General features: G+C 71.7%; 19 protein-coding genes. 13 read left to right on the forward strand and 6 right to left on the reverse strand.

Annotation, left to right across the window (positions count from 1 at the left end):
• Positions 1-222: 222 nt before the first annotated feature.
• From ACWDAG_RS16895 to mscL, 5 genes are all read left to right on the forward strand, one after another.
• Positions 223-1,485 (forward strand): MFS transporter, encoded by a 1,263-nt coding sequence (locus ACWDAG_RS16895; RefSeq protein WP_450696350.1) that lies wholly within the window; start codon positions 223-225, stop codon positions 1,483-1,485.
• Between the two features lie 67 nt (positions 1,486-1,552).
• Positions 1,553-1,864 (forward strand): FmdB family zinc ribbon protein, encoded by a 312-nt coding sequence (locus ACWDAG_RS16900; protein WP_099929449.1) that lies wholly within the window; start codon positions 1,553-1,555, stop codon positions 1,862-1,864.
• Between the two features lie 100 nt (positions 1,865-1,964).
• Positions 1,965-2,798, forward strand: a complete 834-nt coding sequence (locus ACWDAG_RS16905) for an S-methyl-5'-thioadenosine phosphorylase (protein WP_450696351.1) — start codon at positions 1,965-1,967, stop codon at positions 2,796-2,798.
• Between the two features lie 166 nt (positions 2,799-2,964).
• A complete protein-coding gene (locus tag ACWDAG_RS16910; protein WP_450696352.1) occupies positions 2,965-3,507 on the forward strand; it encodes a hypothetical protein in 543 nt (180 codons plus the stop codon).
• A 147-nt stretch (positions 3,508-3,654) separates the two neighbouring features.
• Entirely contained in the window at positions 3,655-4,113 is a 459-nt protein-coding gene (gene mscL, locus ACWDAG_RS16915) for a large conductance mechanosensitive channel protein MscL (protein ID WP_450696353.1), read from the forward strand.
• Positions 4,114-4,132: 19 nt separating this feature from the next.
• On the opposite strand, the gene ACWDAG_RS16920 is transcribed toward mscL, so the two are convergent.
• Entirely contained in the window at positions 4,133-4,315 is a 183-nt protein-coding gene (locus tag ACWDAG_RS16920; protein ID WP_450696354.1) for a hypothetical protein, read from the reverse strand.
• Positions 4,316-4,455: 140 nt separating this feature from the next.
• Here ACWDAG_RS16920 and ACWDAG_RS16925 point away from each other — a divergent pair, with 140 nt between their 5' ends.
• The 4 genes from ACWDAG_RS16925 to ACWDAG_RS16940 all read left to right on the forward strand — a co-directional run bounded on the left by ACWDAG_RS16925 (position 4,456) and on the right by ACWDAG_RS16940 (position 9,081).
• Positions 4,456-5,712, forward strand: coding sequence for a low temperature requirement protein A (locus ACWDAG_RS16925; RefSeq protein WP_450696355.1), 1,257 nt, complete (start codon positions 4,456-4,458; stop codon positions 5,710-5,712).
• A 39-nt stretch (positions 5,713-5,751) separates the two neighbouring features.
• On the forward strand, positions 5,752-6,780 hold the full coding sequence (locus tag ACWDAG_RS16930) for a P1 family peptidase (protein WP_450696356.1): 1,029 nt from the start codon (positions 5,752-5,754) through the stop codon (positions 6,778-6,780).
• A gap of 147 nt (positions 6,781-6,927) precedes the next feature.
• Entirely contained in the window at positions 6,928-8,166 is a 1,239-nt protein-coding gene (locus ACWDAG_RS16935) for a L,D-transpeptidase (protein WP_450696357.1), read from the forward strand.
• Positions 8,167-8,334: 168 nt separating this feature from the next.
• The gene (locus tag ACWDAG_RS16940; RefSeq protein ID WP_450696358.1) at positions 8,335-9,081 is read left to right on the forward strand and encodes a DUF6227 family protein; all 747 of its coding nucleotides are present in this window, start codon (positions 8,335-8,337) and stop codon (positions 9,079-9,081) included.
• Between the two features lie 15 nt (positions 9,082-9,096).
• Here the strand turns inward: ACWDAG_RS16940 and ACWDAG_RS16945 are convergent, their stop codons facing one another.
• The 4 genes from ACWDAG_RS16945 to ACWDAG_RS16960 all read right to left on the reverse strand — a co-directional run bounded on the left by ACWDAG_RS16945 (position 9,097) and on the right by ACWDAG_RS16960 (position 13,631).
• Positions 9,097-9,381: a hypothetical protein gene (locus ACWDAG_RS16945; RefSeq protein WP_450696359.1), complete on the reverse strand. Its 285-nt coding sequence runs from the start codon at positions 9,379-9,381 to the stop codon at positions 9,097-9,099.
• A 137-nt stretch (positions 9,382-9,518) separates the two neighbouring features.
• Positions 9,519-11,606 carry a PTS fructose transporter subunit IIABC gene (locus ACWDAG_RS16950; RefSeq protein ID WP_450696360.1) on the reverse strand — a complete coding sequence of 696 codons (2,088 nt, stop codon included), beginning with the start codon at positions 11,604-11,606 and terminating at the stop codon, positions 9,519-9,521.
• Between the two features lie 319 nt (positions 11,607-11,925).
• Entirely contained in the window at positions 11,926-12,873 is a 948-nt protein-coding gene (gene pfkB, locus ACWDAG_RS16955; RefSeq protein ID WP_450696361.1) for a 1-phosphofructokinase, read from the reverse strand.
• Positions 12,870-13,631 (reverse strand): DeoR/GlpR family DNA-binding transcription regulator, encoded by a 762-nt coding sequence (locus ACWDAG_RS16960; RefSeq protein WP_450696362.1) that lies wholly within the window; start codon positions 13,629-13,631, stop codon positions 12,870-12,872. The genes pfkB and ACWDAG_RS16960 overlap by 4 nt, the downstream gene beginning before the upstream one ends.
• Positions 13,632-13,868: 237 nt before the next feature.
• On the opposite strand from ACWDAG_RS16960, the gene ACWDAG_RS16965 reads away from it, so the two are divergent.
• From ACWDAG_RS16965 to fxsT, 4 genes are all read left to right on the forward strand, one after another.
• On the forward strand, positions 13,869-14,714 hold the full coding sequence (locus ACWDAG_RS16965; RefSeq protein ID WP_450696363.1) for a TIR domain-containing protein: 846 nt from the start codon (positions 13,869-13,871) through the stop codon (positions 14,712-14,714).
• A complete protein-coding gene (locus ACWDAG_RS16970) occupies positions 14,711-16,258 on the forward strand; it encodes a VMAP-C domain-containing protein (RefSeq protein ID WP_450696364.1) in 1,548 nt (515 codons plus the stop codon). The genes ACWDAG_RS16965 and ACWDAG_RS16970 overlap by 4 nt, the downstream gene beginning before the upstream one ends.
• 82 nt (positions 16,259-16,340) lie before the next feature.
• Entirely contained in the window at positions 16,341-17,261 is a 921-nt protein-coding gene (locus ACWDAG_RS16975; protein WP_450696365.1) for a MoxR family ATPase, read from the forward strand.
• 202 nt (positions 17,262-17,463) lie between these two features.
• Positions 17,464-21,303: an FxSxx-COOH system tetratricopeptide repeat protein gene (gene fxsT / locus ACWDAG_RS16980; protein WP_450696366.1), complete on the forward strand. Its 3,840-nt coding sequence runs from the start codon at positions 17,464-17,466 to the stop codon at positions 21,301-21,303.
• Positions 21,304-21,373: 70 nt separating this feature from the next.
• Here fxsT and ACWDAG_RS16985 read toward each other — a convergent pair whose 3' ends face one another.
• The gene (locus tag ACWDAG_RS16985) at positions 21,374-23,206 is read right to left on the reverse strand and encodes an HEXXH motif domain-containing protein (RefSeq protein WP_450696367.1); all 1,833 of its coding nucleotides are present in this window, start codon (positions 23,204-23,206) and stop codon (positions 21,374-21,376) included.
• Between the last annotated feature and the right edge of the window lie 448 nt (positions 23,207-23,654).

The raw sequence follows: 23,654 nt of genomic DNA on the forward strand, positions 1-23,654 counted from the left end.
TGCTCATATTCACAGGCACATCAGCAATTGATCCCTGTACGATGAAGGCGCACCCTGATCGAACCAACTCTGCCTGACGCAGTGCTGGCGCGACCGTATGGCGGCCGGGACGTCCCTGAGCAGTGGACCGCCGGTATCTACCGCAGTTCCGCGCAAGAGGACAGCTCTCGGCGCCGCCCGCAAAGGGGGGCCGCGCTACCAGGCGGCAGAAAGGCACGGGCCGTGGCATCCACGGTCACCTCCCGCCCGGGCTACGGACAGTTGCTGCGCACCCGCGGCGCCTGGACGTTCCTGCTCCCCGGCTTCGCGGCACGCCAGCCGTTCGCCATGCTCACCATCTCCATCGTGCTGCTCGTGCAGCACACCACCGGCTCCTACGGCGCGGCCGGCGCCGCGGCGGCCGTCACCGGCGTCTCCATGGCCCTGTTCGCGCCCTACAGCGGCCGCCTCGCCGACCGCTACGGGCAGCGCGCCGTGCTGATCCCCGGCGTGCTGCTGCACTCGCTGTCGGGCCTGACCCTCACCGCGCTCGCGCTGGCCCACGCACCCCTGTGGGCCCTGTTCGCGGCGGCGGTGCCGACCGGCGCCTCGGTGCCGCAGGTCGGCCCCATGGTGCGCGCCCGCTGGGGCGTGAAGCTCCAGGGCTCGCCCCTGATGACCACCGCGGCCGCCTTCGAGTCCGTCACGGACGAGCTGACCTTCGTCTTCGGCCCGCTCCTCGCCACCGCTCTGTGCACCGCCGTCACCCCGGCCGCCGGCCTGGTGACGGAGGCCTCGCTGACGCTCGTCGGCGGTCTGCTGTTCGCGGCGCAGAAGAGCACGCAGCCCGAGGTCAGCGCAACGGGGCACGCGCGCGTGGAGCACGCCTCCGCGCTGCGCGTCCCCGGTGTGCGCGTTCTGATCGTGGCCTTCCTGGGCATCGGCTCCGTCTTCGGCGGCATGCAGGTCTCGCTGGCCGCGTTCACCGAGTCGATCGGCGAGCCCGGCCTGAACGGCGTCCTCTACGGCGTCTTCGCGGCGGGCAACATGCTCTCCGGCATCGTCTGCGGCGCCGTCGCCTGGAAGGTGGCCCCGCAGCGGCGGCTCGTCCTCGGGTACGGCGCCCTCGCCCTGGCGGCCTCCGGCCTGTGGGCCGCCCACTCGGTGCTCGTTCTGGCCGGCCTCGGCCTGCTCGTCGGCATGTGCATCGCGCCCGCGCTGATCACCGGCTACACGCTGGTCGAGGGCCTGGTCCCGGCCGGCGCCCGCACCGAGGCCTTCACCTGGCTGACCGGCGCGGTGGCGCTCGGCCAGGCGGCGGCCGTCACGGTCGCGGGACAGCTGGAGGACCGCTTCTGGGGCGGGGCCGGATTCCTGGTGCCGATGGCCGGTACCGTACTGGCGCTGACGACCCTCGTGGCCCTTCGGTCACGGCTCGTGGCACGCCCCCGCAGCCTGACCGTCGCACGTGGCGTCGGTCACCGAGTGCCGGTGACGGTGGACTGATCCCCGGGAATACGTCACTATGGACCTTCGTTAGCACTCATTGAGTGAGAGTGCCAGGAGGAAGACAGTGCCCACCTACCAGTACCAGTGCACCGAGTGCGGCGAGGGCCTCGAGGCGGTGCAGAAGTTCACCGATGACGCCCTGACCGAGTGCCCCAACTGCGGTGGCCGCCTGAAGAAGGTGTTCTCCGCGGTCGGCATTGTCTTCAAGGGCTCCGGCTTCTACCGGAACGACAGCCGCGGCTCCTCTTCGAGCAGCTCACCGGCGTCGTCCTCGAAGTCGTCGACGTCCACCTCGTCGTCGGCCCCGTCCTCGTCGTCCTCGGACTCGAAGCCGTCGAGCACCGGCACCTCCTCCAGCAGCAGCTCCGCCGCCTAAGGACTCGCTCACCGGGACCCTGTCGTCGTACGACGACAGGGTTCTCGTCGTCTCCGGATCCCCCTCTCCGCCCACCGCCGGGGCCGGATACTGTGCCGCCATGGCGAACGCAGAGATCGGTGTAATCGGCGGCTCGGGCTTCTACTCGTTCCTCGACGACGTGACCGAGGTCCAGGTGGACACCCCCTACGGGCCCCCCAGCGACTCCCTCTTCCTCGGTGAGATCGCCGGCCGGCGGGTCGCCTTCCTGCCCCGCCACGGACGCGGCCACCATCTGCCGCCGCACCGGATCAACTACCGGGCCAACCTCTGGGCGCTGCGGTCGCTCGGCGTGCGCCAGGTGCTCGGCCCGTGCGCGGTGGGCGGTCTGCGCCCCGAGTACGGTCCGGGCACGCTGCTCGTGCCGGACCAGCTGGTCGACCGTACGAAGTCGCGGGTGGGGACGTACTTCGACGGGCTGCCGCTGCCCGGCGGCAACATCCCGAACGTGGTGCACGTGTCCCTGGCCGATCCCTACTGCCCCGTCGGACGCACGGCCGCCCTGAAGGCCGCGCGCGGCCGGGACTGGGAGCCGGTGGACGGCGGCACGCTGGTCGTGGTCGAGGGACCGCGCTTCTCGACCCGCGCAGAATCGTTGTGGCATCAGGCGCAGGGCTGGTCGGTGGTCGGCATGACCGGCCATCCCGAGGCGGCGCTCGCCCGGGAACTGGAGCTCTGCTACTCGACGATGACGCTGGTCACCGACCTCGACGCGGGCGCCGAGACCGGTGAGGGCGTCTCGCACGACGAGGTGCTGCGGGTGTTCGCGGCGAACGTGGACCGGCTGCGGGGCGTGCTCTTCGACGCGGTGGCCGCCCTGCCGGCGAACGAGGACCGGGACTGCCTGTGCACGAACGCGCTGGGTGGGATGGATCCGGGTTTCGAGCTGCCGTGACGAGGTTCCGGGGACGAGCCTCGGCGGGAGCCGAAGCTCCGGAACTCCCCGTTCCGGTGAGGGAGTTGTCCACAACCCGTCGGTAGTCCACCGGCGTCGGCAGAGATCGCCGCGAGGCCTCATCGTGGGCCTGCAGGCCGATTCCTCGACGCAGGTGGTGATCCACGTGTCCCTCCCTCCCCCGCTGCTCTTCCCCGCCCTTTCCACCCCGTGCCCACCCGGCACCGACACCCCCGCCACCTGCGAGGTTCCGCACTTCGCTCCCGTGCGGGTGCGCGGCGGGCGGTATCAGCTACGGCGGCTCGTACGGCACCGCAGGCGGGCCGTGGCCGCAGGCCTCGCGGTGACCGCGGCCGCGCTGGTGGCGGGGCCACGGGCCACCGGCCCGGCGCGTGGCCATCCGGTGGCGGATCCCGTACGGAAGCACCGCGCCGTACAGATGGTGGCCGCGCCGGTGCGGATCGCCGACGGGGCCACGGTCCGGCTGCTGCGGCCCGGCGACCGGGTGGACGTCGTCGCCGCCCAGCAGACGGCGACGGGCGGCGATGCCCGTGTGGTCGCGCGCGGGGCACGGGTGACCGAGGTGCCCGAGCCCCTGGACGACGGGGCCGACAGCGGGGCGCTGGTCGTGCTCTCGGTTCCTCGTTCCACGGCGGCGCACCTCGCCGGCGCGAGCGCGACGGCACGGCTGGCGGTGACGGTGTGCTGATTCACGACGTCCGCGATGTGTGCATCCTGCGCGGATTCCTGTCGAGTCCGACGGTCGGGCCACCCGGTCGGGCAGGGCGGTCGCGCGGTGCCGTAGGTTGCGGAACTGTTTGTTCCCCAACCTGTGCGTGCGAGAAGAGGACCCGAGGTGAGCGAGAAGAAGGAACCGAGCATCTGGCAGGGCTTCAAGGCCTTCCTGATGCGCGGGAACGTCGTCGATCTGGCGGTGGCGGTGGTCATCGGCGCCGCGTTCACCAACATCGTGAACTCGGTGGTGAAGGGGCTCATCAATCCGCTGGTCGGGGCGATCGGCACCACGAACCTCGACAACTACAAGTCGTGCCTGAGCGAGTCGTGCCCGGGCAACCACGGGATCCAGCTCATGTGGGGCTCGGTCCTCGGCGCCACCCTCAGCTTCGTGATCACCGCGGCCGTCGTCTACTTCCTGATGGTGCTGCCCATGGCGAAGTACCTCGCTCGCGTGGAGGCCCGCCGCAAGGCGCGCGAGGGCACGCACGAGGTGATCGAGGTGACCGAGCTGGAGGTGCTGAAGCAGATCCGCGACGAGCTGGTCGCACAGCGTGCGGCCGGGCGCGACGAGCGGTAGCGGCAGCGGGCCGCGCGGTTCAGAGGTGGTGGGGCGGCTTCTCGTCGAGGAAGCGCTTCAGGTCGGCCGCGGAGTCGCCGTCCGCCCCCGGCCGCTCGCCCCAGCCGCGGTCGGTGTCGTCCGAGGACTGCTGGTCCAGCGGGTCGTCGAAGATCAGCGCGGGCTTCGGCGCGCGCGGCTCGGGGGCGGGGGCGGAGGTCATGCGTCCAGGGTACGGCCCCGGCGGTGCGCGGCGGCCGGGTCGCACCGGCCGCCCGCCCGGCCTGCGGGCCGGGCGCCGTGCGGGCAGGGCGGTACCTGCTGCCCAGGAATTCCCGCCGGTTGTCTGCTGTGCTTGGTCCCATGACGACCAGCTCCACTCCGCCGCCCGCGTCCTCCGGCACACCGGCGAACCGCCGCCCCCTGCGCAGGCTCGCGGCCCGGGGCCGCGGGGAGGCGCACCGCGTCGCCTCGCCGCTCGAGCTCTTCTTCGACCTGTGCTTCGTCGTGGCGGTCGCCCAGGCGGGCGTCGAGCTGGTGCACGCCATCGCCGAGGGGCACGCGGGCGAGGGGATCCTCAACTACGCGATGGTCTTCTTCGCCATCTGGTGGGCGTGGATGAACTTCACCTGGTTCGCCTCGGCGTACGACAACGACGACGTGCTCTACCGGGTCGTCACCCTGGTCCAGATCGCCGGGGTGCTGGTACTGGCGGCCGGGATCTCGCGGGCGTTCGAGGACCACGAGTTCCTGGTGGTCTGGCTGGGCTATGTGATCATGCGGGTCGCCATGACCGCGCAGTGGCTGCGCGCCGCCCGTTCGACCGAGGGCGCCGAGCGGACCATGGGGCTGCGGTATGCCGCGGGTGTGTCGCTGTGCATGATCGGCTGGCTCGGGCTGGTGGTTCTGCCGGCGGGCGCCCGGGTGTGGGTCTTCGTGGTGATGGCGGTCCTGGAGATGTGCGTGCCGCCGTACGCCGAGAAGGACCACCCCACGTCCTGGCATCCGCACCACATCTCCGAGCGGTACGGGCTGTTCACGATCATCGTGCTCGGCGAGACAATCGCGGCGGCCACCGTCGCGGTGAAGTCGGGCATCGACGAGAACGACGCCCTGGGCGATCTGCTGCCGATCGCGGCGGGCGGACTGCTGATCATCTTCGCCGCCTGGTGGATCTACTTCGCGGTTCCGATCCACGGCCATCTGCGCACGAACCGGCAGGCGTTCCTGTGGGGTTACGGCCACTACCTGATCTTCGCCTCGGCGGCCGCCGTCGGGGCGGGCCTGGAGGTGGCGGTGGAGCAGGCCGTCGGCAAGGCGCACATCTCCACGCTGGAGGCGTCGGCGGCGGTGACCCTCCCGACGGCGCTGTATCTGCTCACCGTGTGGGCGCTGCACTCCCGTTACTACAAGGTGGGCATCGCCCAGCAGCTGGTGCTGCCGACCACGGCGCTGCTCGTGATCGTCTGCACCTTCCTGGGCGACTGGGCGGTGTTCGCGGCGGGCCTGGTGTCGGCGCTGTCGGTGGCGGCCGGGGTGATGCTGACGGCGCGCAGGGTCGGCGGAGAGCGCGGGGCGAGCGGATCGAGCGGGGAGCGCGCGACGAGCCCGGTGGGCTGACCGGGGCGCTGTCGTGCCGGGCCGGGCGAGACTGGCTCCATGACAGTTGACGCATTGACGGACGTCACCGGAGTGCGGGTGGGGCATGCGACACGCACCGGCGGCGGCTGGCTCACCGGCACCACGGTCGTACTGGCTCCCGAGGGCGGAGCGGTCGCCGCCGTGGATGTGCGGGGCGGCGGCCCCGGTACCAAGGAGACCGACGCCCTTGACCCGCGCAACCTCGTGCAGAAGGTCGAGGCGATCGTGCTGACCGGCGGCAGCGCGTACGGGCTCGACGCGGCGTCGGGAGTGATGGCCTGGCTGGAGGAGCAGGGGCGCGGGGTGCGCGCCGGGGCGGACCCGGCCCATGTTGTTCCGGTGGTGCCCGCCGCCTGCGTCTTCGACCTCGGGCGGGGCGGCGACTTCCGGGCCAGGCCCGATGCCGCCACCGGGCGGGCGGCGGTCGAGGCGGCCGCGGCGAGCGAGGCCGGGGCACGCGTGCAGGAAGGGTGCGTGGGCGCCGGCACAGGGGCGGCCGTGGGGCCGATGAAGGGCGGGGTCGGCACCGCGAGCACGGTGCTCGGCTCGGGGATCACGGTGGCCGCCCTGGTGGTGGCCAACGCGGCCGGATCGGCGATGGATCCGGAAACAGGCGTCCTGTACGGGGAGTTGTTCCAGGGCCGGGTGAACTACCCCGAGCCACACGTCCACGAGGCCGCGCGCGGCCGTCTCGCCGAGAGCGCCGCGAAGAACGAGCTCCCCCCGCTGAACACCACGCTCGCCGTGGTCGCCACCGACGCGGACCTGTCGAAGGCTCAGGCGCAGAAGCTCGCCGGTACGGCGCACGACGGCATCGCGCGCGCCGTGCGGCCGGTGCATCTGCTCAACGACGGCGACACGGTGTTCGCGCTGGCGACCGGAGCACGGCCGCTCGACGCCGGGCATCCCCTCGCGCTGAACGAGGTCCTCGCGGCGGGCGCGGACGTGGTGACACGGGCGATCGTGCGGGCCGTGCGCGCCGCGGAGCCGGTGGACGGGCCCGGCGGGATGTGGCCGTCGTACGAGGAGTTGTACGGAGGTCTGTAACAACAGGGCTGCGTTCGCACGCGATTGTCCCGGTTCTGTCACGTGATCGCGTTCATCGCGGACGGAGGGAACCCCACGGTCCGCCGAATCCCTCCTTTCACACGCACTGGAACGGACAACGCACATCACACGAACCTGGAGCAGCCCGTGACAACGCCGGACATTGCCGCGCGGCGCGTACGCGTACTGGGGGCCTGTGCCGCCCTGATGGTCGGCGCGCTCACCCTGACCGCCTGCGGTGGCGACGCCAACGCCAACTCCTCCAACTCATCGAGCGACAGCAAGGGCGGCGGGGGCTCGTCCAAGACGTCGACGGCGAAGATCGTCATCTCGGCGAAGGACGGCTCGACCGACGCGTCGATCAACACGACCGGCGTGAAGGTCAGCGACGGCAGGCTGACCGACGTGAAGATGACGGTGGCCGGGTCGGGACAGGTCGTAGCGGGGTCGATATCCGCGGACGGCGGGGTCTGGAAGCCCAAGCACCAGCTGGAGCGCGGGACGAAGTACCAGATCTCGGCGACCGCGAAGGACGGGAGCGGCCGTACGGCGGCCGCCAACTCCATCTTCACCACGGTCACTTCGGCCAACAGCTTCATCGGGACGTACACGCCGGACAACGGGACGACGGTCGGCGTGGGCATGCCGGTCTCGTTCGACTTCAACAAGGTGATCAGCGACAAGAAGGCCGTGCAGTCGCACATCACGGTCACGTCGAGCAGCGGGCAGAAGGTGGTCGGGCACTGGTTCGGGGCGCAGCGGCTCGACTTCCGGCCCGAGGAGTACTGGAAGGCCGGCTCCAAGGTCACGATGAAGATCGACCTGGACGGCGTCGAGGGCGCGAACGGCGTCTACGGGGTGCAGAAGAAGACCGTCACCTTCACCATCGGGCGCTCCCAGGTCTCCACGGTGGATGTGAACACGCAGACCATGACGGTCGTGCGGGACGGCCAGACCCTCAAGTCGGTGCCGATCTCCTCGGGCAGCCCGGAGCACACGACGTACAACGGGCAGATGGTGATCTCCGAGAAGTTCGTGCAGACGCGCATGAACAGCCAGTCGGTGGACCTGGGCAGCGAGTACGACATCCCGGATGTGCCGCACGCCATGCGTCTGACCCGGACCGGTACCTTCATCCACGGCAACTACTGGTACAACAAGGGCAATCCGCCCTTCGGCCGCCAGGGCACCAGTCATGGCTGCGTCGGGCTCGCCGATGTGCAGGGCGCACAGGGCGCCACGAACGCCAAGTGGTTCTACGACAACTCGCTCATCGGCGACGTCGTGATCGTCAAGAACTCCCCGGACAAGAAGGTCGCCCCCGACAACGGGCTCAACGGCTGGAACATGCCATGGAGCGAGTGGACGGCGGGAAGCGCCGCGTAATCACCGTCTGAGCAGCGACTTCTGACAGATCGTCGGGCCGTGTGGGAACTTCTCACACGGCCCGCGCGTTTTCTGTGCGTACGTTTTCTCGGTTCCCGGACATGATGTCCGACCGAGGGGCTACGGTATGCACCCACAAGGTGACATGCAGCAACGCCGGGAGAAACCTTGAGCGTTCCGTACGAGACGACAGCGTACGAACCAGCCGAGTCGCCCGAGTCTCCGGAGGAGCATCTCGAGCGGCTCCTCGGCCGTGCCCTGAACTCCTTCGAGCTGCCGGACGAGACGATACGGCAACTCGACTGCGCGCTGGCGTACGACAGTTCGCTGCACTCCGCGCACCACAGCGCGGGGCTGCACCGCGAGACGTACCGGCACACCTGGCTGCTGGTCGACGGCTCGGCGCTCACGCTGTGGGAGCTCGTGCACAACACCGCGCCGGGCAGCCTCGCGCAGCACGAGGTGTATGTCGACGAGGAGGAGCTGCGTGCGGCCACCTCGCGGCTGCCGCTGCCTGCGGACGCACCGGACTTCGAGCTGCCGGTGACGGTGCAGTTGTCGCCGATCCCGGCGCCGAGGCACGCGTATGTGCCGGACGACTCCGCGGATCATGCGCGTCGGCTGCTGCGCCGCGCGGAGAACCCGGACCGGCCTGGCACGGAGACGGCCGCGCTGCTCGCCACGGCGTTCGCGCACCAGATCACGCAGGCTTTCGGGCGCCCGTGCCGGGCGGGGCGGGCCGGGCTGTGCTTCGCGCTCTACGAGCACGCGTTCCTGCTGCGTGACGGCGCGGAGGTCTCCCTCTGGGAGGTCGAGCACACGGCGACGCCCGACGGGCGGCACATGTGCGAGGTGTACGTCAGCGAGGACGCGGCCCGGGATGCGATGGAGCGGCGGGCGGCGCAGGTCTCCTGACCCGTCGGCCGCGGGTCAGCGGCCGTTGCTGAGCTGTCGTACCAGGCCCGCGAAGGCGTCCCGCTCGGTCGGCGTCAGTTCGACGTACTCCAGATGGGGAGGGAACTGCCGCTGGTGCGGGAGGGAGCGCAGGGGGGTGCGGCCGGTGTACCAGAGCGTGCGGAAGGCGAGCCGCAGGCTGCCGGCTTCGGAGCGGCCGCGGCGCACCAGGCCGATCAGGCCGAGCGTCCACACGACGGCCGCGAAGGCGAGGACGGCCAGGCCCAGCGACTGGAGGATCGAGACGTGCTCATCGGGCATGCGCCCCAGTAGACACCACGGTCCGGGACTTTGACCCCGGACCGTGATGTATCTCGCAGTCTTCGCAGGTAAGGCACATGCCCCTCAGCTGCACTGATCGACTCACAGTGCACCAAAGGGGCATGAGGGCCTCGATGTCAGGCGGCCACCGGCTGCTTCGCCTGGGCCGTCGCCGTCGACGTGTCGTCCGCCGTGCCGGGGCTCACGGTCCCCGGGGCCGACTTGCGCATGCCCTTCAGGAAGACCACCAGACCGGTGGTGACGCACACGCCGACCGCGATGGCGATCAGGTAGAGGAAGGCGTTGCCGATCAGCGGGACCACGAAGATGCCGCCGTGCGGGGCGCGCAGGGTGGCGCCGAAGGCCATCGACAGGGCTCCGGTGATCGCGCCGCCCACCATCGAGGAGGGGATGACGCGCAGCGGGTCGGCCGCGGCGAACGGGATGGCGCCCTCGGAGATGAAGGAGGCGCCCAGGACCCAGGCGGCCTTGCCGTTCTCACGCTCGGTCTCGGTGAAGAGCTTGCCGCGGACCGTGGTGGCCAGCGCCATCGCGAGCGGCGGGACCATGCCGGCGGCCATGACCGCGGCCATGATCTTCATCGCGGAGTCGCTCGGGTTGGAGACCGCGATACCGGCGGTGGCGAAGGTGTACGCGACCTTGTTGACGGGGCCGCCGAGGTCGAAGCACATCATCAGGCCGAGCAGCAGGCCGAGCAGGATGGCGTTGGAACCGGAGAGGCCGTTCAGCCAGTCGGTCATGCCCTTCTGCGCGGACGCGATGGGCTTGCCCACGACGACGAACATCAGGAACCCGACGATCGCCGAGGAGATCAGCGGGATCACCACCACCGGCATGATGCCGCGCAGCACCGCCGGGATGTTGATCTTCTGGATCGCCATCACCACGCCACCGGCGAGCAGACCGGCGACCAGGCCGCCGAGGAAGCCCGCGTTGATCGTGGAGGCGATCATGCCGCCGACGAAGCCGGGGACCAGGCCCGGCCGGTCCGCCATGCCGTAGGCGATGTAGCCCGCCAGGACCGGGACCAGGAAGCCGAAGGCCACGGCGCCGATCTGGAACATCAGGGCGGCCCAACTGTCGGTCTGCGTCCACACGAAGTGGTCCATCACCGACGGCGCCGACTTGATCTTGTAGCCGCCGATCGCGAAGCCGAGGGCGATCAGCAGACCGCCCGCCGCGACGAACGGGACCATGTAGCTCACACCGGACATCAGCCACTTGCGCAGCTTGGTGCCGTAGCCCTCGCCGGACTCACCGGCGCGCTCGACCGGGGTGCCGGGCGCGGCCCCCGCGGTCACCTCACCGCGCTCGGCCTTGCCACGCACCTCGGTGATCAGTTCGCCGGGGCGGTTGATGCCCGCCTTCACGCCGACGTCGACGGTCGGCTTGCCGGCGAAGCGCTCCTTCTCCCGTACGGGGACGTCGTGCGCGAAGATCACGGCGTCCGCCGCGGCGATGACGGCCGGGTCGAGCCGGGTGAAGCCCGCCGAGCCCTGGGGCTCGACGGTGACCTCGACGCCCGCCTCGCGGCCCGCGTTCTCCAGCGACTCGGCCGCCATGTACGTGTGCGCGATGCCGGTCGGACAGGAGGTGACGGCGACGATACGGAAGGGGCGCTCGTCCGCCGAGGGGGCGCCCGGTGCCGGGGCGGAGGCGTCCTCGACGCTCGCTCCCGGCGCCGGGGCCGTGCTGCCCGCTGCGGCGTCGGCGGAGGCCGCCCCCGACGCCGCAGCGGAGTCTTCGGAGCCGGCCGCGGCCGGCTCGTCCCCGCGGATCAGTGCGGCCGCGGCCGCCGCGTCGCCCGCCGACCGCAGCGCGTCGGTGAACTCGGCGTTCATCAGCTGCCGGGCCAGCGACGACAGGATCGTCAGGTGGGCGTCGTCGGCGCCGGCGGGGGCCGCGATCAGGAAGATCAGGTCGGCGGGGCCGTCCGCCGCGCCGAAGTCGATGCCGGCGGCGCTGCGTCCGAACGCGAGCGTCGGCTCGGTGACGTGCTCGCTGCGGCAGTGCGGGATGCCGATGCCGCCGTCGAGGCCGGTGGGCATCTGCGCTTCGCGCGCGGCCACGTCGGCGAGGAAGCCCTCCAGGTCGGTCACCCGGCCCAGGGCCACCATGCGCTCGGCGAGGGCACGCGCCGCCGCTTCCTTCGTATCGGCGGACAGGTCGAGGTCGACCAGGTCCGCGGTGATCATGTCGCTCATCGCGGGCTCCTTCGCACGCGTATCGCCCGGGGGGTGGGGAGGGCGGGGGTGGGGACGGGGGTGCTGCGGGGGGTGGGATCGGTGGGGGTGGGGGCCGCGGCGAGTAACGGGGAGCTGCGCCGCCCCAGCGCTCCACTGGCTGCGCCGAGTACGGCAGCGCCCCAAAGGGGCGCGGGGAACTGCGCGACCAGCCACGACGAGGCCGCAGGCGGTCGACGGCACAGGGCCCCGCGGCGGAGCCGCGAATCCTGCAGCGGACTTCGCCCGACCTGCGCCGGGACCGGCCCGGACGGCACGAGACCGGACAATACGGGATACGTCATGACACCGGCTCCTTGAGTACGCGGTCCACCGGCACCTCGGCCGTCACCGTCACCGCCGCCGGATCCAGGTCACGCGGTGTCGGCATCACACTGCCCGGCAGCTGGACGGCCGCCGCTCCGTGGGCGACCGCCGAGGCGAGGGCCTCCGGGCCGCTGCCGCCGGCGATCAGGAAACCCGCCAGCGAGGAGTCGCCGGCACCCACATTGCTGCGTACGACGTCCACGTGCGCGCTGCCGAACCAGAGGCCCGAGGCGTCCACGAGCAGCTGCCCGTCGGCGCCCAGGCTCGCGAGGACGGCGCGCGCGCCCATCTCGCGCAGCTCCTCGGCCGCCTTCACCGCGTCGCCCACGGTGAACAGGGGGCGCCCGACGGCCTCGGCGAGTTCCTCGGCGTTCGGCTTCACCACGTCGGGCCGCTCGCGCAGGGCCGCGAGCAGGGCGGGCCCGGAGGTGTCCAGGGCGATCCGCGCGCCCCCTGCGTGCACCCGGGCGACGACATCGGCGTACCACGCCGGCCCGAGCCCGCGCGGCAGGCTCCCGCAGCAGGCGATCCAGTCCGCGTCGGGCGACTGCCGGTGCACGGTGTTCAGCAGGAGCTCCTGCTCCTGCGCCGACAGCTCCGGTCCGGGCGCGTTGATCTTCGTGAGCACCCCGTCCGCCTCGGCGAGCGCGATGTTCGAACGGGTGGCCCCGGCGACCGGGACCGGCGCGACCTCGATGCCCTGCGCGTCGAGCAGATCGGCGACGAGCGCGCCCGGCGCACCGCCCAGGGGCAGCACCGCGACCGTGCGCTGCCCGGCGGCCGCGACCGCACGCGAGACGTTCACGCCCTTGCCGCCCGGGTCCATGCGCTCGCCGGTGGCGCGGATGACCTCGCCACGGTCGAGCCAGGGGACCTCGTACGTACGGTCCAGGGAGGGGTTCGGGGTGACGGTGAGGATCATGCGCGCACTACTTCCGTGCCGCCGCGCTCGATGGCGGTGGCGTCTTCCGGGCTCAGCCCGCTGTCGGTGATCAGCAGGTCCACATCGCTCAGGTCTCCGAAGCGGGCGAAGTGCTCCTGGCCGTGCTTGGACGAGTCGGCGAGCAGCACCACCCGGCGGGCCGCGGCCACCGCCGCGCGCTTCACCGCGGCCTCGGCGAGGTCGGGGGTGGTCAGGCCATGGTCGGCAGAGAAGCCGTTGGCCGCCACAAAAAGTACATCAGCCCGGATTTCGCTGTAGGCCCGCAGCGCCCAGGCGTCCACGGCGGCGCGCGTACGGTGCCGTACCCGCCCTCCGACGAGGTGGAGCTGGATGCCGGGGTGGTCCGCGAGGCGGGCCGCGATGGGCAGGCTGTGCGTGACGACGGTGAGCGACGCCTCCAGGGGCAGCGCGGCGGCGAGCCTCGCCACCGTCGTACCGGCGTCGAGGATCATCGTGCCCTCGCTCGGCAGCTCCGTGAGGGCCACCTTGGCGATGCGGTCCTTCTCGTCGGTGGAGGTGCCCTCGCGCTCGGCGAGGTCCGGCTCGAAGTCGAGCCGTCCGGCCGGTATGGCACCGCCGTGCACCCGCCGGACGAGCCCCGCGCGGTCGAGGGCCTTCAGGTCCCGGCGGATCGTCTCCGCCGTCACCTGGAACTCCTCGGCCAGCGACACCACGTCCACCCGCCCGCCGTCACGGGCAAGCCGGAGGATCTCCTGCTGTCGCTCCGGTGCGTACATGTCCGTTCACCTCCGACCCATGCCCGAACTTGTGGTTTCACTCGGAGGCTACGCCCGGATTTCCGGAAAGTAAACAGGTTCGGGCACCACTCGGACACAAACGGGCATTGATGGCAGATACACGAGATCCACGGAGAGATCTACGCCGAGAAGTGAGCAGCCCGCTGCGGAAGCCCTGACGGGCAGTCACCCCGTCCGTATCCTGGACTCCTGGACGCAACTTCTTCGGGGGGTGTTGTGGACACGGACGACCCCAACCCGCGTGCCCGGGCGGACGGCGGTCGCAACTGGCCCATCAATGTGGTCCAGGCGCTGCTCGCCTCGCCCAAGCTCGCGGACGGCCTGACCCGGGCGCTGCTGTTCGAGCTGGTGGGGGCGGAGCTGGAGCAGCCGCTGGAGGCGGCGGACCAGCCGAGCCTGATGCGCGAGTTCCTGGAGCTGGTGCGGTACTGCGAGGAGCAGCAGGGTGGTCTGATGGCGTTGGCGCACGCGGTGGAGCAGATCGAGGGCCCGAGCTGGACCTCCCATGTGGTGGGCGAGCTGGTGCGGCAGCGGCTGGCCCGGGCGCCGTCGGCCGGGGTCAACGGGGCCGCCGCTGCGGCGCACCGACGGATCGACGACCGCCGGGACTTCTTCGTCTCCTACACCGCCACCGACCGCAGGTGGGCCGTGTGGATCTCGTGGCAACTGGAGAAGGCGGGCTACAGCGTCCTGGTGCAGGAGTGGGACTTCGTCCCGGGCACCAACTGGCTGTTCGGCATGGACGGGGGCGTGACACAGTGCGAACGCACCATCGCGGTCCTCTCGCCGGCGTATCTGGACTCCGCCTACGGCCGGCTGGAGTGGCAGGCGGTCCAGAACGGCGACCCGCACGGTCTGCTGCGCAATCTCGTGCCGGTGATGGTGGACCGGTGTGCTCCGCAGGGCCTGCTGGGCTCGGTCGTGTACATCGACCTGTCCTCGCCGGAGCTGGGCGTCGAGGCCGCCCAGGAGCTTCTGCTGGCGGGCGTCGGCGGTGCGCGCACCGGCCGCTCCAAACCCACCGTGGCACCGCCCTTCCCCCGCTCGGACGGGCCACGTTGACGGAGGCGGGCGGCGAGGACCGCAACGCCTCCCGGATACGCGACCGGATCGGCGGAAAGGCGGCGCGGACCCTGATCGAGATGCGTGCGCTGGGCACGGCCGAGGGGCGCGCCGGGCTGGTCGCCGCGGTGGGCCGGGAGACCGGGCGTCCGCTCGCGACGCGGGACGAGGACACCGTGGCCGAGCAGTTCCTGGACGTGTTCCGGCACTGCTCCGTGGACCCGGACGGGCTGTCGGTGCTGGCGGGCGTGCTGCACGGCATGGATCCGTACTGTCCGCAGGTGTTCGCCGTGCAGCGGCTCGCCGACGAGTGGACCGCGGTGGGCTCGCTGGAAGGACTGGCGGTCCTCGGTTCCTGGCGCTTCCTCGCCGAGGCGCTGCAGCCGCTGCAGCCGCTGCCGTATCCGTACAAGATGCGGTCCGCCCTGGTCTGGCTCGCCACCGGGAAGCGGCTGACCGAGCCGCCGCCGCACGCCGAGAACCCCTGGCACGACTTCCTCTATCTGGCCGGGCAGAACACGGCCCCCGGTGAGCTGCCCCCGTGGATGCTCCACCTGGACGTGTGCGCCCCGTACATGAGCCGGGAGCTCAGCGAGGAGGTGATGGCCCGCAACCGGCACTGGTCGCTGGGCCTCGGACTCTCCGAGCTGCTGGACGAGGAGCGGAATCGGGCGCGGGGGTCGTCGGTGTCCGGGGTGGCCCGGCAGCTGAGGCGGTATCTGGCGATCCGTATCGAGACGGACCCGCTGAACAACACCCAGTACAACGTGTTCCCCTCGCACATGTCGGACGGGCCGGGGCGCGGCTGGGTGCAGGGGCAGCCGCGGCACCAGGTGCCGGTGGAGCAGTTGGAGGACGTGGTCGGCTCGATCGTCCGGCAGACCGAGCGGCACCGGCGCACGGGACCGGCCGACGCGGCCGAACCGGCGCCGCTCTTCCTGGAGTTCGTGCTGCCGTTCGAGCTGCTGAACCTGCCCGTGGAGTGGTGGCCGCACGACTGGGACTGGGCCTCGCAGATGACGTCGGCGAGCGAGTTCTCGGTGGTCATCCGCAGCCTGGACCGCTTGCAGACACGGGAGTGGCACGAGTTCTGGAACACCCGCTGGCGGCAGCTCGGCGCGGACGAACCGCCCTCGCGCTCGGTCTGCTACGCGGCCGACACCCGGGTCCGGTCCGGTGCGCCGCACGCCCTGGAGCAGCGCCTCGACGAGGACGAGCACCTGGTCGCCCTGGTGCTGAGCGAACCTCCGCTGACGGGCACCGGGCACGGCAGCCAGGAACTGGAGACCGCCCTGCGCATGGGGCTGCCGGTGGTGATCTGGAACCGGGCCGACCGGGCCACGTCGGGGCTGCGGGAGGTCCTGGACGATCTGCTCGGCGGTGGCCTGAAGCGGTTCCCGGCCAGAGTCGACGCATATCGCCGCGAGGCCGCCGGCCAGAACGGCGACGCCGCCGCCACCGGCCGCACCGGCCATATCGGCCGCCATCTGACGGTCCTGTGGGACGACGCCGAACGCAACCCGATGGATCCGGACCCGGCCTGACGGTCTTCGGGGGGCCGGGGCACGTGCACAGCCGTACGACCGGACCGCGCAGTGCGGCCGGCAACCGGAGAGGACACCGCTGATGTCGCCGACCGCCGAGCCCTGGGGCGTCTACCGCGGAACCGGCCTGCCCGGCTTTGCGGCCTCCCGTCCCTGGCCCGAGCCGCCGCCCTGGCGCCGGTTCCACCACGGCCCCTGCCTGCCCCCGCCGCCCGACGACCCGTACGCACCGACCGTGCTCGGCGACGGAACGAAGCCGCTGCCGGCCGCCCCCGGCGAGGTCGAGCGGGTCAACGCGGCGCTGGCACTGTGCCGTCCCCTGCTGGTGACCGGCGAGCCCGGCACGGGCAGGTCGGCACTCGCGTACCGGATCAGCCGCGAACTGGACCTCGGCAGGGTGCTGCGCTGGCGCCTCACCAGCGCGTCCACACTCCAGGAGGGGCTCTACGACGGGGCCGGCCAGCTCGGCCCGCTGGGCACCGCCTTCCTGCCGTACCGCAGACCGCGGGTACTGCTCCTCGACCGGCTGGACCGGGCGGAGATCGCACTGCCGGAGGACCTGTGCACGGTGCTGGACGCGGGCGGTTTCACGCTGCCCGGGGCTCCCGCGCACCTCGCGACCGACGACGACGCGGAGGCGGCGGTGCCGCTGCGCGGCGGCGCCGTGCAGTGTCACGCCTTCCCTCTCGTGGTGATCACCACCGGCGGCGAACGCGACGTGTCGCGTGCGCTGGCCGAGCAGTGCGTGCCGTTGACGCTGGCGCGGCCGGACCGGGCGGCGCTGCAGGCCATCGCGGCCGCGCGCTTCCCGCAAGGCCTCGCGGAGGACGTCCTGTCCGCCTTCCTGGACCGCGCCGAGGCGGCCCAGGGGCCGGTGGTGCGGCGGCTCCTCGATGCACTGCACCTGGCGGCCCAGGGGGCACTGACCTCCCTCGCCGAGGACCGCAGCTGGCAGGAGGCGCTGGACACGGTGTGGGCGTGGACGGAGGCGGAACAGCCGTGAAGGGCGCTCCGCTGAAGAGAGCGCGAGATGCCGTGTGTCAGTTGCGGCGCCGTCGTGGCTGGTCGCGCCCCGCGGCGGAGCCGCTGATCGGCACAGCCCCGCGCCCCTTTGGGGCGCTGCCGGACCGCAGGGGACACCGCGCGCCCTGGTCAGGGCGAGGCACCGTGACGGCCCCCACCACCGGAGCGGAGGCCGACACCCCATGACCCCACCCCCCACCTGGCCCCCACTGCCCCCCGAATTACCCGAAGCACTACGCCGCACCGGCACCGCCCTACGGCGACCCGCCGGGCACCCCGCAGGCACCCGCTGGGATGTCGCCGTGGTCGCCGACTCCGGTCCCACCATGGGGATCTGGGAGCCGACGGTGCGGGCGTTCGGGTGCGAGCTGCACCACACCGGTTCCTTTGGAAGGATCACCGCACACCGGCTTCCGTACGGGCGCGGAAGGGCCCCGGCGACACTGCCCCGGCAGGGGGCGGCGGGGCGGCTGACCCTGCTGCTCACCGATGGTGCCGGACCGCACTGGCGTGACCACGGCGTGGAGCCCTTGCTGCGTCGCTGGGCGCAGGCCGGGCCGGTCTGTCTGATCCATCTGCTGCCGCATCCGGTGTGGCCGGTGACGGGTCTGCGCGGCTGGCAGGTGCAGCTGCGCTCGCCCGCCCCGGGAGCGCCCAACAACCGGCTGCGCTGGCGAGCCCGCGGGCTGGGCCCCGACCCGTACGACCTGCCGTCGGCGCCGGGGCGGCCCGACGTACCGGTCCCCGTGCTGGAGCTGTCCGCCCGCTGGCTGGACGCCTGGTCGGGCCTGCTGGGCGGGGCGCCACGCTGGCTGCCGCTGACCGTGACCTTCCCGCGGGCGCACGTGCCCGCCCCTGCCGAACCGGACCCGCTGCAGCAGGACGCCCCGGCGCTGGTGGCCCGGCTGCGGTCGGCAGCACCCCAGCAGGTGTTCACGCTGGCCACCATGCTCGCCGCGATCCCCCTCACCGACCCGCTGGTCCGGCAGGTGCAGGACGCGCTGCTGCCGGGCAGTTCGCTCACGGACTTCGCGCTGCTGCTCGCGCAGGGGATCGTCCGCCCGGCCGACCGCGCGTTCCCCGCCTACGAGTTCGCACCCGGCGTACGCGAGGAGCTGCTGGCCGCCGGACGCCGTACCGACCTGGTGCGGGTTGTCGAACTGGTGGGGGATCGCCGGGGACCCGGCGGGGAACACTTGTGGCGACTGCCCCGGCTGCTGCGCGGCGAGTCCGTGTCCCAAGTCCCTCCGGTGGACGCGGAGTCCGGTCCGTGGCTGCTGTCGGAAAGCGCCGTGCTCCACGCCCTGTCCGGGCCGTTCCTGAAACCGGCCGGAGAGGTGGACAAGGCGGTCGCGGACCTCCGAAAGGAGCCTGCGCACCGGTCCTCGTCCAGCACCATCGCACCTTTTCCATCCAGCGACCCCGTCGCCCGCACCCCGGGCGACGCCGACCACCCGACGCATCAGGGGAACAGGAGGCCGGTGATGCCAGAGCAGGCCCCGGCGCACACGGCGGGTACCGAGCGCACCAGGAACACCCCCACGGTCTGGGGGAACATCCCGCCGCGCAACCCGAACTTCACCGGCCGCAAGGATCTCCTGGAGGCCCTCCACCAGCGGCTGCTGCAGGAGAAGACGACAGCCGTCCTGCCCCACGCCCTGCACGGCATGGGAGGCGTCGGCAAGAGTCTGCTGGCGGTGGAGTACCTGTATCGCCGGATGTCCGAGTACGACGTGGTGTGGTGGATCTCCGCCGAGCGCACCGCGCAGATCTCCCTGTCCCTGGTGGAGCTCGCCCCGCGTCTCGGCATACCCGCCGGCAGCGACGCCTCCTCGACGGTCGCGGCCGTCCTGGAGGCGCTGCGCATCGGACGGCCGTACGCCAACTGGCTGTTGGTGTTCGACAACGCCGAAAGCCCGGAGGCGGTACGGGCGTTCTTCCCGGCGGGCGGCCCCGGCAACATCCTCATCACCTCCCGCAACCCCCAATGGGCGTCCATCGCCCGCCCGTTGGAGGTGGACGTCTTCTTACGGGAGGAGAGCAAGCAGCTGCTGCGGCTGCGCGGTCCTGAGATCAGCGACGAGGACGCCGACCGGCTGGCCCAGGCGCTGGGCGACCTGCCGCTGGCCATCGAGCAGGCGGCCGCCTGGCACGCGGAGACCGGCATGCTGGTCGACGAATACCTGCGCCTGCTGACCGAGAAACGCGTGGACCTGCTGCGCGGCACCGCACCGCTGGACAACCAGCACCCGGTCATCGCGGCCTGGAACATCTCCCTGGACCAGCTGGAGACCAAGAACCCGGCCGCCTACCAGCTCCTCCAGGTCTGCTCCTTCTACGCCCCCGAGCCCATCGCCCGCTCCCTCTTCGCCCGTATGCCGCGCGGCTCGATCGCACCGGAACTGGACCTGGCGCTGGAGGACCCGATCCGTCTCGGCCAGGTCATACGGGAGATCGGCCGCTACTCACTGGCCCGCTTCAACCACCGCAACAACTCCCTCCAGATGCACCGCCTGGTCCAGGCCGCCCTGTTGTACCGGATGACGGAGGAGGACCGGTCGACGATGCGGCGGGGGGCGCATCTGCTGCTGGCCGCGAGCGATCCCAACGACCCGGACAACGTGCTGCGCTGGGACCGGTACGGCGCGCTCTATCCGCATGTGCTCGTCTCCGAAGCGGCCCAGTCCGACGAGGGCTGGGTGCGCACCCTCGTCGTCAACGAGGTCATCTACCTCCTGCGCTGGGGCGACTACCAGCCCTGCCTGGAACTCGCCCGCACCGCGCACGAGACCTGGTCCGAGAAGCTCGGCCAGGACCACCCCCAGACCCTCCAGGTGGCCCGCTGGCTGGGCTTCCTGCTCTTCAGCCTGGGCCGCTACCGGGAGGCCGCCGAACTCAACTCGGCCACCCTGGACGCCTACCGGCGCACCATGGGCCCCGACGCCCAGGACACCGCCGACGCCCTCGGCAACGTCGCCATCGACCACCGCGTCCGCGGCGCCTTCAGCGAGGCCCTCACGCTCTCGGAATCCGTCCACCAGCAGTACCTGCGGCTGCTCGGACCCGACGACCCCGAGACCCTGCGCGCCGCCCACAACCTCGGCGTCAGTCTCCGACTCGTCGGCGACTTCGCCCGGGCAGGCGAGGTCGACCAACAGACCTGGAACAGCTTCACCGAGATCTACGGCCAGGACCACGTCTCCTCGCTGCGCAGCTGGCTCGGCTTCATCCTCGACACCCGGGAACTGGGCGAGTACGCCGTCGCGCTGACGTACCACCGGGAACTCGTCGAGCGGTCCAGCTCCCTGCTCGGCAGCAACAACCCGCTCAGCCTCTCCTGCTTCCGCCACCTCGCGGTGGCCCTGCGCAAGGCCGGCGAGCACCGGGAGGCGATGGAGACGGCCGAGCAGGCCCGCACCGACCTCATCCACCGGTACGGCACCGACAACCCCGAGTCCATGGCCGCCACACTGGAGTTGTCGGTGCATCTGCGGCACAGCGGCGACCTCCCGGAGGCGCTGCGGCTGGGCACCGAGATCTGCGAGCAGTACGAGAAGACGTACGGCAAGCACCATCCGCACGCCCTGTCGGCCGCGCTGAACCTGGCGATCACCTACCGGCTGCTGGGCAACGCGGCGGCCTCCCAGTACATCAACTCACTGGTGCTGGAGGAGTTCACGGCGACCCTGGGCGAGATGCATCCGTCGACCCTGGTGTGCCGCACCAACCTCGCCAGCGACCACTACGCCCTGGGCTATCCCGCCACCGCCCACGAGCTGGACACCGAAACCCTGCGCCGCTCCCGTGAGGTCTTCGACGACGACCATCCCTCCACCCTCGCCTGCGCCGCCAACCTCGCCATGGACCTGCGTGCACTCGGCCACACGGAAGAAGCGGCCACTCTCCACACCGACACCCACGAACGGCTCAGCCGCAAGCTCGGCAGCAGCCACCCTGCGGTTCGGCTGGCCGCCGATTGGGAACACCGGGCTGACTGTGACATCGACCCCATGCCGTTGTAGCGGTGACTCGGCCGTTGGTTGACTGCGGCATCGTCGTGGCTGATCGCGCCCACGCGGCGGAGCCGCATATCTATACAGCCCTGCGCCCCTGAAGGGGCACCAGCCAGTGCGCCAGCGCCACTGGATCCGGGGGTTCCGGCAACAAACGGCTTACGGCTACGGCCAGTTCGGGGCTGTTGGTCAGGGCGGCCCCGGCAGCCTCCTCGCCCGTCTCGGTCAGTGCCAGGCCGAGGCCTGCCCAGGCGGCTGGTCTGGCGCCGGGGACGGCCAGTTCCTCGGCGTAGAGCTTGACCGCGGTGTCCGCGTCGCCCGCCACCAGTGCCAGGTCTGCCGAGGCGGCGCCGGGGATCTGGGCGGCGGGGTCGTCGTCGGCGAGCAGCCGTGCGTATTCCGCCGGGTCGACGAGGCTGAGGCGGGACAGCAGTGCCAGGGTGTCGAGGCGGCAGGCGCCGGGGTCCGTGCGCAGTTCGGGCTCCGGCACCGGCCCCAGTGGGTTGCCCGCATCGTCGACGGCCTTCCGGTGGCCGTGCTGCCATGCCTGCGCCAGCGCCTGCGCATAGGCCTTGGGGGTGTGCAGGTGGTGGGCGCGCCAGGTCGCGTGGTGGTGGGCGGACGCACGCCGGGCGAGGTTCTGCTCGTGCCGGCCCACCGGCTCCGCGCGCCAGGGTGCGGTCTGCTCCGTGAGCGCCTCGCAGAGCCGGTGTCCGAGCGGGGTCAGCAGGGGGTGGCCCCGCAGGGTGGTGAGCACCTGTTCCAGGGCGTCCCGCAACAGCGCGAACTCGAAGCCCGCAAGGCCCCCATCCCCTCGTGCACGCCAGTAGCGCGCCACCCCCGAAAAGGCGTACGCGCCGTGCACCAGCCCGCCGAGCGGACGCGGATCGTCGCGCCAGGGGGCGTAGAACAGATCGCCGCAGTCCTCGAAGAGCGGGGCGAGGAAGATGAGCCCGTTGAGCAGGGTGTGCCGGAACTCATGGATGAGGGCCACTCCGAGCTGGGCCGGCAGCACCGCGGTGTCCTCGTCCGGTTCCGTCAGCAGTACGCAGCCGAAGGCGTCGCTGGACGAGGCGGTGCGCCCGCGCAGGCGTTCCCGGTGGGGCAGCGGGACGAGGGAGAGCAGTCCGGCGGCGAGCGCGCGGGCGTCGGCCCGGTGGTCCGCCACCAGAAGGGGCCACATGGCGGAGATCCAGCGCTGCCAGTCGGCGAACTGCTCGGGTGCCAGCCGCCGGGAGGCGGCCAGCCCGGTCACCGCCGGGTACGTGCCGAGGTCGTCGATGGCGAGCGTGAGGGTCAGGCCTTCTGCCGTGGCGCGCAGCCGACGCAAACCCTGCCAGCCGGGAGCGTCGCGCTCGGAATCCTCCGGCAGCGTCACCGCCGTACCGTCCCCGACGACGCTGACCACGCCGTCCTGTGCCCGGACCTCTGCGGTTCCCCAGCGCTCGGCGGTGTCGAGGCGCGCACGCCCCAGGCACGGCAGGAACACGGCTCCGTCCCGCACCGGGACCCGCAGCCGGAAGGGGGCGCCCGCCCTGACCGACACGGCGGCCGCGAACTGGGCGAGGAAACCCAGCTCCACCCATAGCGGCACCTCCTCCGCGCCCTCGTCCCGCTCGGCCCGGGACAGCCTCCGGAACAGCGCGGCCGCCCACAGGCCGACCTGCGGATCGAGCAGTACGGCGCGAACGGCCTCGGGGGCCCGCTTCTCGACACTCTCCAGCAGCCGCCACGCCTCAGCGACCCGGGCGGTCTCGGCCTCGGGGGTGCCGGCGCAGGAGTCCAGAATCCCCCGCATGAGCAGCAGCCGGCGGCTGTACTCCACGTCCAGGAGCACAGCGACCGCCGTGTCGTCCTCGGTGGTGGCCAGCAGCGACCGCAGGACGGACACGGAGAGCTGGTGATGGTGCATCGGCACGATTTCCTCGTTCCCGGCCGGGGGGTGACGTGCCGTGAAATTTAACCGTTCAGGCACGGCACGGAGACCGCGTTGCCGATTCTTTCGAGGACTGTGCAGGAACCGAGCGGCCGCGGTGAAGTCTGCCGCGCCCCAAAGGGGCGCGGGGAACTGCGCGACCAGCCACGATGGGGCCGCAGTCGATCAACGGCGCACCCCGCGGAGCACTCAGCTACCGCTGCTGCCACCGATGGTGGAGAGCGGTTGGTTGACGCAGCGCCTCAGATGCTTGACGGAGGATTCCAGAACCACGCTGTCCAGGCTGCTGAGCTCTCCGAGGGAAAGCCCCGAGAGGTCGGGAAGCCAGCTGGACATGGCCGTTTCCGACGCTGCCGCCTCGGATGGAGTGGCCTGATTCCTCGATGCCATGACGTCCCGTCGCTTCCCCGGATAAACACGTGTC

It is taken from the genome of Streptomyces sp. NPDC001157, from assembly GCF_053598255.1.

What these genes read in the sequence shown, in the direction of transcription:
- fxsT (WP_450696366.1), top strand. Translation starts at nt 17,464, where the DNA reads ATGACCCCACCCCCCACCTGGCCCCCACTGCCCCCCGAATTACCCGAA.
- ACWDAG_RS16905 (WP_450696351.1), top strand. Translation starts at nt 1,965, where the DNA reads ATGGCGAACGCAGAGATCGGTGTAATCGGCGGCTCGGGCTTCTACTCG.
- pfkB (WP_450696361.1), bottom strand. Translation starts at nt 12,873, where the DNA reads ATGATCCTCACCGTCACCCCGAACCCCTCCCTGGACCGTACGTACGAG.
- ACWDAG_RS16945 (WP_450696359.1), bottom strand. Translation starts at nt 9,381, where the DNA reads ATGCCCGATGAGCACGTCTCGATCCTCCAGTCGCTGGGCCTGGCCGTC.
- ACWDAG_RS16960 (WP_450696362.1), bottom strand. Translation starts at nt 13,631, where the DNA reads ATGTACGCACCGGAGCGACAGCAGGAGATCCTCCGGCTTGCCCGTGAC.
- ACWDAG_RS16975 (WP_450696365.1), top strand. Translation starts at nt 16,341, where the DNA reads ATGTCGCCGACCGCCGAGCCCTGGGGCGTCTACCGCGGAACCGGCCTG.
- ACWDAG_RS16950 (WP_450696360.1), bottom strand. Translation starts at nt 11,606, where the DNA reads ATGAGCGACATGATCACCGCGGACCTGGTCGACCTCGACCTGTCCGCC.
- ACWDAG_RS16930 (WP_450696356.1), top strand. Translation starts at nt 5,752, where the DNA reads ATGACAGTTGACGCATTGACGGACGTCACCGGAGTGCGGGTGGGGCAT.
- ACWDAG_RS16985 (WP_450696367.1), bottom strand. Translation starts at nt 23,206, where the DNA reads ATGCACCATCACCAGCTCTCCGTGTCCGTCCTGCGGTCGCTGCTGGCC.
- ACWDAG_RS16925 (WP_450696355.1), top strand. Translation starts at nt 4,456, where the DNA reads ATGACGACCAGCTCCACTCCGCCGCCCGCGTCCTCCGGCACACCGGCG.
- ACWDAG_RS16920 (WP_450696354.1), bottom strand. Translation starts at nt 4,315, where the DNA reads ATGACCTCCGCCCCCGCCCCCGAGCCGCGCGCGCCGAAGCCCGCGCTG.